The sequence below is a fragment of the Hydrogenimonas thermophila genome (assembly GCF_900115615.1).
Lineage (GTDB): Bacteria > Campylobacterota > Campylobacteria > Campylobacterales > Hydrogenimonadaceae > Hydrogenimonas > Hydrogenimonas thermophila.
This window is the reverse complement of record NZ_FOXB01000022.1, coordinates 25,407-37,068: the sequence shown is the minus strand read 5'-3', so window position 1 is coordinate 37,068 and position 11,662 is coordinate 25,407. Positions and strand designations below refer to the sequence as shown.

9 protein-coding genes are annotated in these 11,662 nt (G+C 35.1%); 1 reads left to right on the top strand and 8 read right to left on the bottom strand.

Translation table 11 applies throughout. The features are described 5' to 3' along the window. Positions 1-132: 132 nt before the first annotated feature. The 4 genes from BM227_RS07820 to BM227_RS07805 form a co-directional block, all read right to left on the bottom strand. Positions 133-702, bottom strand: coding sequence for a hypothetical protein (locus BM227_RS07820; RefSeq protein ID WP_092912745.1), 570 nt, complete (start codon positions 700-702; stop codon positions 133-135). Further along, positions 699-1,814, bottom strand: coding sequence for a tyrosine-type recombinase/integrase (locus tag BM227_RS07815; protein ID WP_092912744.1), 1,116 nt, complete (start codon positions 1,812-1,814; stop codon positions 699-701). Before BM227_RS07815 ends, BM227_RS07820 begins: the two co-directional genes overlap by 4 nt. 216 nt (positions 1,815-2,030) lie before the next feature. Beyond that, positions 2,031-4,433 carry a phosphoenolpyruvate synthase gene (ppsA, locus tag BM227_RS07810; protein WP_092912743.1) on the bottom strand — a complete coding sequence of 801 codons (2,403 nt, stop codon included), beginning with the start codon at positions 4,431-4,433 and terminating at the stop codon, positions 2,031-2,033. A 10-nt stretch (positions 4,434-4,443) separates the two neighbouring features. Beyond that, positions 4,444-5,364 carry an LOG family protein gene (locus BM227_RS07805; RefSeq protein WP_092912742.1) on the bottom strand — a complete coding sequence of 307 codons (921 nt, stop codon included), beginning with the start codon at positions 5,362-5,364 and terminating at the stop codon, positions 4,444-4,446. 133 nt (positions 5,365-5,497) lie between these two features. Here BM227_RS07805 and BM227_RS07800 point away from each other — a divergent pair, with 133 nt between their 5' ends. Next, a complete protein-coding gene (locus tag BM227_RS07800) occupies positions 5,498-5,725 on the top strand; it encodes a hypothetical protein (protein WP_092912741.1) in 228 nt (75 codons plus the stop codon). 139 nt (positions 5,726-5,864) lie between these two features. On the opposite strand, the gene gap is transcribed toward BM227_RS07800, so the two are convergent. The 4 genes from gap to BM227_RS07780 are packed head-to-tail and all read right to left on the bottom strand — an operon-like array spanning position 5,865 to position 11,589. After that, positions 5,865-6,860: a type I glyceraldehyde-3-phosphate dehydrogenase gene (gene gap, locus BM227_RS07795; protein WP_092912739.1), complete on the bottom strand. Its 996-nt coding sequence runs from the start codon at positions 6,858-6,860 to the stop codon at positions 5,865-5,867. Between the two features lie 44 nt (positions 6,861-6,904). Then, positions 6,905-8,017 carry an acetate/propionate family kinase gene (locus tag BM227_RS07790; protein WP_092912738.1) on the bottom strand — a complete coding sequence of 371 codons (1,113 nt, stop codon included), beginning with the start codon at positions 8,015-8,017 and terminating at the stop codon, positions 6,905-6,907. Then, a complete protein-coding gene (gene pta, locus BM227_RS07785) occupies positions 8,014-10,092 on the bottom strand; it encodes a phosphate acetyltransferase (protein WP_092912736.1) in 2,079 nt (692 codons plus the stop codon). Before pta ends, BM227_RS07790 begins: the two co-directional genes overlap by 4 nt. Positions 10,093-10,104: 12 nt before the next feature. Continuing rightward, on the bottom strand, positions 10,105-11,589 hold the full coding sequence (locus BM227_RS07780; RefSeq protein WP_092912735.1) for a CYTH and CHAD domain-containing protein: 1,485 nt from the start codon (positions 11,587-11,589) through the stop codon (positions 10,105-10,107). Between the last annotated feature and the right edge of the window lie 73 nt (positions 11,590-11,662).

The window sequence follows — 11,662 nt, the reverse complement described above, 5'->3', positions numbered from 1 at the left end:
ACAGGGGGTATAAAAAGACTTTTTAGCTCTTTGGTTAGACTGTGATTAAGTTAAAGATCTGAAGTCTAATTTCTTCATTCTTGATAGTAATAATTTAGAGTTAATTTTTCAATCCTTTTTGGATGAAAATCTCTAAATTATTTCTATAAATGTATTATACGAGGGTAGATAATATGACGAGGAATATCTCTTTATAACTTTATTTCTTATTGATGTTTCTTTTCCCCAAATTTTTGAAGTGATATTTGCAGTAACCTTGCGAATAGTTTTATCATAGAATCCATAATTCATACATTCATTTATATCTGATAACTCTCTATATAATGCTTTATAACATCCTATTCTATTCCTTGTAGAATAAATCTGAAAAATAATACTATCAATAAAAGCCGATTTTGAAACAATGTTATATATCAGTCTATCACTAACTATCTCTATTGCTTCAGTTCCTCCAGTCAAAAGAATTTCTTCAAGAAAACTATCTTTTGCAAGATTCTCTAATTTGTATAAATATTCTTTACTTTCAGATTCGATCATCTTCTCTATTTTTCTCTTTTCCTTACAGTTATCAGGTAGATAATTACAAGGATGTATAATTTTCATTTTTAAATATCTTTTAGCCTCCTCTATAGCTTCTCTTATCATTGAATAACCATCTTCAAGCTCATAAAAAGTTAAAGATACTGGAGTTTTATATTTCATACCTCAACCTTTTTAAAAATCTCTTGCGTCATTTCGTGCCTTTTATCTGGTATTAAATGGCTGTATCGTTGCGTCATCTCAATAGTTTTATGTCCAAGCTGTTGTTGTATATGCATTAAATCCATCCCTGCCATTGCTAACCAACTAGCGTGTGTATGCCGTAAACTATGGACTGTTAAGCGATACTTTCCTGCTTTACTGTTACCTTGTATCAGCTCATCTACTATTAACTGCCATTGCCTTGGCATTTGTGCAATCTGCTCTCCATTCTTACTTGGTATAACAAGGTTTGATGTTCTGTTTTCGTATAGTTCCTCTATAGCTTCTCTTAGAGGTTCACTCATAACAATATGACGTGCTTTGCCATCTTTTGTAGCTTTGAAGTAAATCAGATTATTATCAAAGTTTACATCCTGCCAAGTAAGAGATGCCACTTCACTGAATCTGGCTCCAGTATGCAGTAAAATAAGAGTTAGATAATACATCCTCTTTGACTTTAGTTGCTTTAGCCTTTTTAATAGCTCTGTAGCCTGCTCTTTTGTAAAAAATCCTAATTTCTGGTTATCTATCTTTGGCATTTTTACCCGTCCGTTACCTATCGGGTTTTCAAAGTTTTTAACCTTTTTGTTACGGATAGCATAGTTTATAATCTGTCTTGCAGTTCCAAGTATATGCTGTACTGTCTTTGGAGATAATCCCTCTTGTAGCTTCTTAGTTTTTAGCTTTTCAAAGTCCTCTGATGTTAAAGAGGTAAGTCCACGTTTTCCAAAATCTGGCTCTATATGTTTCTCATATGTTCCTTTGTCATTTTTCTCCCACGTTTTCTTATTAACTTTTGCCCACTCTATATAATCATCAAATGCATTTTGTAGAGTGTAGCGATTTCTCTTTTTATGTTTTACTGGTATATCCTCTCCAAGTCTAATTTTATTTAATATCTCATTACGCTTTTGATTACAAAAAGGCTCTGTTATACCTTGGCTTTTCCTGCCAACTGTTAGCCATACTTTTTTATCCTGCTCATCTTTATAAGTTATTGAGTAGCTAATATCTCCATTTTCTAACTTGTTAAGATATACGCCCGGATACTTTTTACTTCTTACTCTTGCCATTTTGCTACCCTATTGCTACCCTAAATTTAAAAAAGTAGCTTTTTATTGATTAAACTTGATGATAGTATAACATCTTTAAAACAACGATTTCAAGGGATTTAGATATAATTTGATGAAAGTTTAATAAAATGTAGAAAAGTGCTTTAAAGAGGCTCATAACCGGATGGTCCCAGGTTCGAGTCCTGGTTGGCCCACCACTTCTAAACTTCCGCCCATTCAACTTGTATATTTTCCCATATCTTGCAATGTTTTTAAAACAGTATCAGGATTTAAACTTATTGAATCTATCCCTTGTTTTACAAGAAACTCTGCTATCTCTGGGTAGTCTGATGGTGCCTGTCCACAAAAACCTACATACCGTCCATTTCTTTTGCCGCCTTCAATTGCCAACTCTACCATTTTAAGAACTCCTGCATCACGCTCATCATAATCAAATGCTACAACTTCACTGTCACGATCTACACCAAGTACCAATTGAGTTAAATCATTGCTTCCAATGCTAAATCCGTCAAAAACCTCACTAAAAGCATCTATCTGAATAACATTATTTGGAATTTCGCACATTACATAAATCTTCAATCCATTCTCACCCCTTTTCAAACCATACTTAGCCATCGTTTTAACCACTTTTTTTCCCTCGTCAACACGCCTGCAAAAAGGAATCATTAAAACAACATTATCAAAGCCCATTATTTCACGTACACGTTTCATAGCAGCACACTCAAGCGCAAACCCCTCTTCATAAGCAGGATGAGTATAACGAGCCGCACCTCTAAAACCAAGCATTGGGTTCTCTTCATCAAACTCAAAGAACTTTCCACCTAAAAGAGTTGCATACTCATTGCTTTTAAAGTCACTCATACGAACAATGCACGGTTTTGGATAGACCGAAGCCGCAATTGTTGCAACACCTTCAGAGAGTGTTTTTACAAAAAACTCCGTCATACTCTCATAGGCTTTGCTCAACTCTTCAAGTTTAGCTCTTGTCTCTTCATCTACCTTTTCTGGGTGGATCAACGCCATAGGGTGGGCTTTTATATACTCATTTATTATAAACTCCATACGTGCAAGCCCTACTCCATCAACAGGAAGATTTGCCAAACTAAAAGCTATATCTGGATTGCCAAGATTCATCATTATTTCTGTTTCTGGTTTGGAGAGTTTAGAAAGATCTGTCTTTTCTATCTCATAATCTAACTTTCCATTATAAACATAACCCACCTCCCCTTCTGCACAACTTACAGTCACCTCCATTCCATTTTTAAGAGTATCTGTAGCATCTTCAGCACCAATAACAGCAGGAATACCAAGCTCTCTTGAGACTATAGCCGCATGACAGGTTCTGCCGCCTCTGTTGGTAACTATGGCTGAAGCTGTCTTCATCACAGGCTCCCAGTCTGGAGATGTGGTATCTGTAACCAATACTTCACCCGGCTTAAACTGGCTCAACTCATCTACACTTTTAATGACTCTTACTCTGCCCGTCCCTATTCTCATACCAACAGCGTGACCACTTACAAGCAGTTCTCCCCTACTTTTAAGTTTGTAAATTTCAAGAGTTGTTCCGCTTTTTTGAGACTCTACCGTTTCAGGACGTGCCTGCACCACATAGATCTGCCCATCTATACCATCTTTAGCCCACTCTATATCCATAGGCATACTGCGCCCAACTCTCTTTGAGTAGTGATTTTCAATTTTAATAGCATAGAAAGCTAAAGTCATAATATCTGCATCGCTGATGCAAAACCTCTTTTGCTCATCCTCTTTTGTAGATATATTTTTTGTATATTCAATTGAAATATTGTCTCTTAAAAGCTCTTCTGAAAAGACCATCTTAAGCTCTTTTTTCCCTAACCGTCGTTTAAGTACTGCACGATAACCTTTATTAAATGTAGGTTTATGCACATAAAAACTGTCTGGGTCTATAGTACCTTGTACAATATTTTCACCCAAGCCATAAGAAGCACTTATATAAATAACGTCACTAAATCCAGTCTCTGGATCGAGTGTAAACATTACACCACTTGAGCCAATGTCAGACCGTACCATTTTCATTACAACAACAGATAACAATACTTTAAGATAATCAAATCCATTATCATACTTGTAGTGTATGGAGCGATCTGTAAAGTTAGAAGCCAGACAACGTTTATATGCATCAAGAAGAGCATCTTCACTAGATATATTAAGATAGGTATCATTTTGTCCTGCAAAAGATGCCTCAGGTGAATCTTCTGCGGTTGCAGAAGATCGTACTGCTAGAGAAACACTCTCTCCATACTCTTTTTTCAATTCCGCATAACCTGACAAAATCTCTTTTTTAAGGTCATTAGGTAGTTCACAAGAGTAGATAATATCTCTACACTCTTTACAGCGTGCTTGCAACTGCTCTACATCATCAGGATCCAAATCATCAAGCAAGGCATGAAGTTTTGACCATGCATTGTTGTAGTCCAACACATACTTATAGGCTGAAGCTGTAATTGCAAATCCATTTGGAACCAAAACACCCTCTTCACTCAAATTTTGATACATCTCTCCAAGTGAAGCATTTTTACCACCTACTTCAGGTACATCGTCAATAGTTATCTCTTCAAACCACTTGATATAATTCTTCATTATTTTCCTTTCATATAAACAGATGCGTATCTTTATGCTTATGCCAATCCAAAATATACTTCCAAGCTTCAGTAGCATTTTCTACTATCTTAAATATCTCCAAATCTTGAGAAGTTATAACACCTTCCTCTTTTAAAAAGTCAAAATCAATCGCTTTTTTCCAATACTTTTTTCCAACCATAACCACAGGAATGATATTTGTCTTTTGTGTCTGTACCAGTGTCAAAATTTCAAAAAGTTCATCTAATGTACCAAATCCGCCAGGGTAAACAACCAAAGCTTTTGATCTTAAAAAGAAGTGTAGTTTACGAATGGCAAAGTATCGAAACTGAAAACATAACTCCGGTGTAATGTATGGGTTTGGAAACTGTTCATGAGGCAAACGAATATTAAGTCCAATAGATCGTGCACCAACATCATAAGATCCACGGTTAGCTGCTTCCATAATGCCAGGACCTCCACCAGTCATTAATACAACCCGGCTATCATCAGGACCCTTACCACTCTCTCCAATATAGCGTCCAAACATTCTGGCATCATCATAGTAGATACTCTTCTCTACCATTCTCTCTGCTATTCGCAGTTGTTCAAGAAGCTCTTTATTCTCTGGATGTGCTTCAATCTTTTTTTGTATCTCTTTAAGCTCTGACATTGCTGTCTTGCGCTCTTTTATGCGAGCACTACCAAATACTACTATAGTATGTTTGATCCCAAACTTCTGCATAGCAAGTTCAGCTTTAAGGTAGTCTATCTCTAACCTAACACCTCTTGCCTCATAAGATTTCATAAAGTCTGGATCATCTTCTGCAAGACGATAAGTAGCACTCTCCATCAACCGCTTAACCAACTTTACAGCTTTTGGATCTTCACTTTTTGATTTAGGGTGTTCCCACGGAAACTCTGAATGTATACTACTATATTTTTTTCTCATTTTTTTCCTCACTTTTTTTATTTTAACCAAATATAGAAAAAATTAAACCAACTATTTAATAAGTAGTATACAATTTGAAGAATAAAAAATATACATAGTTTGCTTTATCAATTCCCTTTTGATAAAATACTCTATGGCAAAGATTGATGTAGTAAAAGAAAAAATAAATTATTTGAAAGTGTGGTTGGGTGTATTTATAGTTACACTAATTAGCCTTATTGGATGGTTGAGTTCTCATTATGATGAAATTTCAACTATAAGATTTTTACTCTCTGTAGTAGGTATTATTTGGTTAGTTATTTCTATCCATTTTTTAAATAAAAATATTTTAAAAAAAATTGAATCATTAGAGGAGCTATAATATATGGAAATTTTAATAGGGATAATAATTTTATCAGTAATTCTATTTTTTAGCTATGAGGCATTTGTAGTAGCTAAGTAAAACTATAATACAAATTAATCAGGCAGTTTTTAACCGCCTGATAGAGAAAAAGAAGATATTAGTGAGTTGCAACAAAATGCATCATATCTACCATACGGCAGCTATATCCCCACTCATTGTCATACCAAGCTATCACTTTTGCAGTTTTCTCACCAACAACACGTGTAAGATCTGGTACAAAAGTACAGCTATAAGTTGATCCTATAAAGTCACCGGAGACTCTCTTATCGTTGTCGATCTCTATAAGCCCTTTAAAGTTACTCTCACTAGCTTTTACAAAAGCTTCATTAATACTCTCGACTGTTACATCTTTTTTCAAATTAACAGTCAGATCAACAACAGATACATCAGCTGTTGGAACACGCATTGCAAAACCGTTCAAGTTACCCTTTAAGTGTGGCATAACAAGACCAATAGCCTTTGCTGCACCTGTTGAAGTAGGAATCATATTCATCGCAGCGGCACGAGCACGGCGGAAATCTTTTTTATGTTTTACATCTAAAAGATTTTGGTCGTTAGTGTAAGAGTGAACCGTAGTCATAAGACCATTTTCAATACCAAATGCATCATCAAGTACTTTACAAACCGGTGCCAGTGCATTTGTAGTACAGCTTGCATTAGAAACAATTGCCTGACCTGCATAAGTATCTGTATTGATATTCATAACAAAAGTTGGTGTATCATCTTTTGCAGGCGCACTGAGAACAACTTTCTTTACACTTCCTTTAAGATAGTGTTGAGCTTTTTCTGTTGTTAAAAACACACCTGTACACTCTGCAACAACCTCAGCTCCAACTGATCCAAAGTCTAATTTTGTAATATCACGTTCACTGAACATCTTAACAGGTTTGCCTGCAATCTCAATAGTTTCATCATCAATAACTTTTGCATCAATTCCTTTATGAACAGTGTCATACTTTAAAAGATACTCAAGCATTTCAGGCTTTGCTGTTGTATTTAATGCAACAAGCTCCATATCGTCACGTTCCATCACGATCTTGATGACACATAGACCGATACGCCCCGTCCCGTTTAACGCTACTTTAACTGCCATCTATTCTCCTTAAAAAAATATGTAAATGTTTATAAAAATTATAACTAATCATCCCTTAAAGCCATTTCTGTTTGATGAGCAATTTCTAACTCTTCATTTGTCGGTATTACCATCAGTTTTACCATAGAATTATCTGTTGAAATAAATGTCTCATTTTTTTTATTTCGTTCTTGCTCTAAAATCATTCCCATAGGCTCTAAACCATCACAAACTAATGATCTAATAAGTAAACTATGCTCTCCAATTCCTGCAGTAAAGATAACTGCATCTACCCTTCCAAGAAGTGCGCTATAAGCTCCAATATATTTTTTAATTCTATGTACAAAAATCTTTATTGCCAACTTGGCTTTTTCATCTCCTTTAAGAGCCAACTTTTCTACTTCTCGCATATCATTTTGACCACAAATTCCTTTCAAACCACTCTGTTTATTTAAAACTGTATCAGCATTTAAACCAACCTTTTGTAAAAAGAGAGGAATTTCAGGGTCAGTATCTCCACTTCTTGTTCCCATTACCAAACCCTCAAGAGGTGTAAATCCCATAGATGTTTCAATACTTTTCCCCTCTTTAATAGCACATACACTTGCACCATTTCCAAGATGAATGGTAATGAGATTTAGATTTTTTAATGGTTTGTTCAGAAGCTTTGAAGCCTTTTTTGCTACAAATGCATGGGATGTACCGTGAAATCCATAACGACGAATACCATACTTCTCATACAGTTCATAAGGGATGGCATAAAGATAAGCTTCCGGCTCCATTGTTTGATGAAAAGCAGTATCAAACACTACTACTTGCGGAATATTTGGTAAAAGCTTTCTCATCATCAAAATTCCCTGAAGATTTGCCGGATTGTGAAGTGGAGCTAAGGATGAAACTTCCTTAATTGCCTCTATTACATTGTCATTAATCTTCACCGGCTCTGTAAACTTCTCTCCACCGTGAACCACCCTATGACCTATGGCATCTAACTCTTTAAAACTCATTTGTCCACGAAAAGTCAACTCTTTTTCTACCTGTAAAAGAGCTTCATAATGGTTTTTAACTCCGCTATCTTCACCAATATGCTCAATTTGACCTGAAACCAACTCTTTTAAATCTTTAAAAAGTCTATATTTTAAAGATGAACTTCCTGCATTTAAAACTAAAATTTTCATAACTGTTGTGCCTGAACTGCTGTTATAGCTATAGTGCTGACAATATCTTCTACACTGCACCCTCTGCTTAAATCATTTACAGGCTTTCTTAAACCTTGCAAAACAGGACCTATTGCAATGGCATTTGTTGATCTTTGAACAGCTTTGTATGTATTGTTACCTGTATTTAAATCTGGAAAAATAAAGACAGTAGCGCGACCTGCTACCCTACTTCCGGGCATCTTTTTTTTACCAACTTCCGGATCTATCGCCGCATCGTACTGTATGGGACCTTCTATTAAAAGATCAGGACGCATACTGTTAGCGATCTTTACTGCTTCACGAACCTTTTCTACATCCTCACCTTTTCCACTCTCTCCGCTTGAGTATGAAAGCATAGCAACAATCGACTCTATACCAAACGCCTTAGCACTCAAAGCAGACTCTACAGCTATCTGAGCCAACTCTTTAGGGTTTGGGTCTGGAACAATGGCACAATCACCATAAACCAAAACTTTTGTATCAAGACACATAAAAAAGATACTAGAGACTATCTCTATGCCGGGTTTGGTCTTTATAATTTGTAAAGCTGGAAGAACAGTTTCAGCTGTTGAATGAGAAGCCCCTGCAACCATAGCATCTGCCAACCCCTGCTCAACCATCATTGTGGCAAAATAGGTCCAGTTTTTCATTCTATCTCTAGCAGCTTCAATGGTTATCCCTTTTTCTTTGCGAAGTTCATACAAATTTTGCGTAAACTTTTCTAGAAGGTTTTTATCTTGTGGATTTATAAACTCTAGTCCATCCAAATTAATCCCTAAAGCTTTGCCATTATTACAAATAGTCTCTTTTTTTCCAAGTAAAATAATATTGGCAAGATTACGTCTATGGACTATTTCAGCAGCTCTTAAAATCCTCTCATCCATACTTTCAGGCAAAACAATACGTACCTTATGTTTTGAAGCACGAGCAAACAGTCTATGTTGAAACATTGCAGGGGTTAATATATTTACACTACTCTTTGCAAGGGATTTTTCAATGAGTTCTGTATCTACATACTTTGCAAAATGCCCTAATGCCAATGCTACTTTTCTTCTATGTTTGAAAGTTATTCTAGCTACACTTTTAAGTGCCTGCATAGAAATTTGCATAGTATCCAAAGGCACCTTTATAAGTACAACATTAAAGTTATCATTTGAAGATAGCAGTTTTAAAATATTTTTAGAGATTGGAGCTTGTCCCCCTATTACAACTGCAGAAGCACTTGGAAAGCCTTTGGTCTGATTAGCGGCCATTACTGTAAGCAGTATGTCACTTCTGTCTGCAGGAACTATAACCAAATCGCCATCTTCAAAATGATCTAGAAAGTGTTCAGGATGCATTGCAGCGATCAGTGGTTTATTTATTGTCTGTTCAAGCTTTCTCTCATCTTTAATATTTAAAACTTCACCACCACTGACATCTAAAAAATCAAGAATAGTTGGTTTGTCTAACTCTTTTTCGTAAGGAATAGGAAAACAGGGAATCTCTTTAAAAGGCTTGATACTGTTTACCTCACAAGAGAGTTTGTCTTTCATATGATTGATAAAAAATGCAAATGGTTTAAGCTCCTCCTCTTTTAAACCTCTCTCCCAAAGTAGAAGCTCTTCACCTATAGACTCAACCGTTTTATCTTTTGCACTTATAACACCAACTATTGATGAGGAGAAGTTTTTTGCAATTTGCAGATTCAAATCAAAATCTATTATCTCTTTAAAATGTTGGTTGCTAAATCCTAAACATAAAACAAAATCATACTTACTGCAAAGAGATTCAAAACTAGTAATCAAATCTTCATAAAGTTTCGCTTTTTCTCCATATGCAAACAACTCTTCTGCTTTTTTAAGAGTTATGCCACAACCATCTTCTAAAGATTGGTCTAAATTGAAAATATTTAAAATAGTTTTAACATCTTCATCTTTTTTCTGTAAAACAACAGGTTTAAAAACGGCAACACGTTTATAACTACGCTTCAAAATTTCCATTAGCCCAATAGCAATAAACAAGCTCCCTGCTTGTGGCTCTTTTGAAATAATGTAAAGAGAGCTTGAAGGCATAATAATGATCCTTTAAAATTTACAGATCATCTCCAAGAAAAGATCTTCTGTTTTTGCAAAAAGTTTAAATGTATCTCTAAATTCAAGACGCTTTTGCTCTTCCATTTGCGCCATTGTTTTACGCAACTCATTCAAAGCAGCCATAGTTTTGTCATTATGCAATTCTGGAAGCTGACTTAACTCTTTAAGATGCTGACTTTGAACTTCCAAGTCTTGATGTTCCCCTAAAATCGACTGAATTGTTTTAAGCCGTTTAAGCATCTTATCATAAGCATCTTTATTAAACAAAGAAGAAAAAAACTCTATCATATATCGAAGTTTTTTTACATCTATGCGTAAAAGATGATACTCATCTGCCAAAGAGTTTTTATTTAAAGCATTCCCTTTTTTCAATATACGTTTATACCGTTTACGCAATGCATGCTTTACTTCAATGATAACAGGACCACTGCTTCTTTTAGAAAGCCCTATACTCTCTTCATTATGACAAAATTCAAAAAGAGTCTCTATCTCTTTATTAAAAGGATCACTTTGTAAAAAGTTAATCAACTCATCTTTACTCTCTTTAGACTTTTGAGTAAGATAATCTTCCAAAGCATCCAATCCATCTTGAAGATCTTTAGGCAACATCTGCTTGTAGTTTGGAATTGCTTCAAGATAAACATCTATATCTCGCTGACTGCCTGTTTGACGCATCAAATAAGCAAGTTTCTCTTTATGCTCATCACGCCAAGTAGGAGAAAAAAGAGGTTTCATTTGAGAAAGCAGTGCTCTTAGTTTACGCATTGCTACTCTAAGTTGATGCAACCTTTCAGGTTCATACTCTTTATGCAAAATCGCATCACGATTAGCTTCTATAGTCTTTAACAGTGTATAAACAAGGGCTTTAACAGCATGAGAACCACTCTCATAAGCATTAAAGACTACATTTGTAGAGGCTTTTAAAAAATCCTCTCTTTTGTCTACTTGAGCAAAAATATCTTTTAAATCTGTCTCAATAGAAGGAAGCTTCATAGACCTAGATAAAGCTCCATTGGTAAAGTCTCTATTTTCAGTTACTTCAGCAACTAAAATCTCTTTAAATATATCAGGCAGTTCAAATGCTTTTGCATCAGCCTCACTTTTAAACTCTACTTCAAGCAGATTGAAACCCTTAAAAGGATTTTTAAAACTATCTATTTCAAAAGTATGTTCATCAAATTTTACAACTCGTCTAATCTTTTTAATTACTCCACCGCTATTTTGACGTTTTGCTTCTTCATAAAGAGTTTTAGATATTTCTACCTCTCTCTCTTCTCTGATAAGTCCAGAGCCTCTCTTGATAGTTTTGATATATTTGTTACCATATTTACGATAACGCTCTGCACCATTTTCACCTGCTAAAAGATAAAACTGTTCAATTTTAACAGCCTTCCAATCCAGCCCCTCTTTTTTGAGGAAGCGTTTCATAGAACAAGGATACAGTAAAAATTTTCGTTCGATTTCTAAATTACTCATACTCTTATTTTACCACGATATGTTATAATAGTTAAAGATTAAAGGAAGGAAGAGAAATTATAGAAAAATTTCG

Excerpts from the sequence above, each read along its gene's own strand:
- gap (WP_092912739.1), bottom strand. The coding sequence starts at position 6,860 with ATGGCAGTTAAAGTAGCGTTAAACGGGACGGGGCGTATCGGTCTATGT.
- BM227_RS07820 (WP_092912745.1), bottom strand. The coding sequence starts at position 702 with ATGAAATATAAAACTCCAGTATCTTTAACTTTTTATGAGCTTGAAGAT.
- pta (WP_092912736.1), bottom strand. The coding sequence starts at position 10,092 with ATGCCTTCAAGCTCTCTTTACATTATTTCAAAAGAGCCACAAGCAGGG.
- BM227_RS07805 (WP_092912742.1), bottom strand. The coding sequence starts at position 5,364 with ATGAGAAAAAAATATAGTAGTATACATTCAGAGTTTCCGTGGGAACAC.
- ppsA (WP_092912743.1), bottom strand. The coding sequence starts at position 4,433 with ATGAAGAATTATATCAAGTGGTTTGAAGAGATAACTATTGACGATGTA.
- BM227_RS07800 (WP_092912741.1), top strand. The coding sequence starts at position 5,498 with ATGGCAAAGATTGATGTAGTAAAAGAAAAAATAAATTATTTGAAAGTG.
- BM227_RS07780 (WP_092912735.1), bottom strand. The coding sequence starts at position 11,589 with ATGAGTAATTTAGAAATCGAACGAAAATTTTTACTGTATCCTTGTTCT.
- BM227_RS07790 (WP_092912738.1), bottom strand. The coding sequence starts at position 8,017 with ATGAAAATTTTAGTTTTAAATGCAGGAAGTTCATCTTTAAAATATAGA.
- BM227_RS07815 (WP_092912744.1), bottom strand. The coding sequence starts at position 1,814 with ATGGCAAGAGTAAGAAGTAAAAAGTATCCGGGCGTATATCTTAACAAG.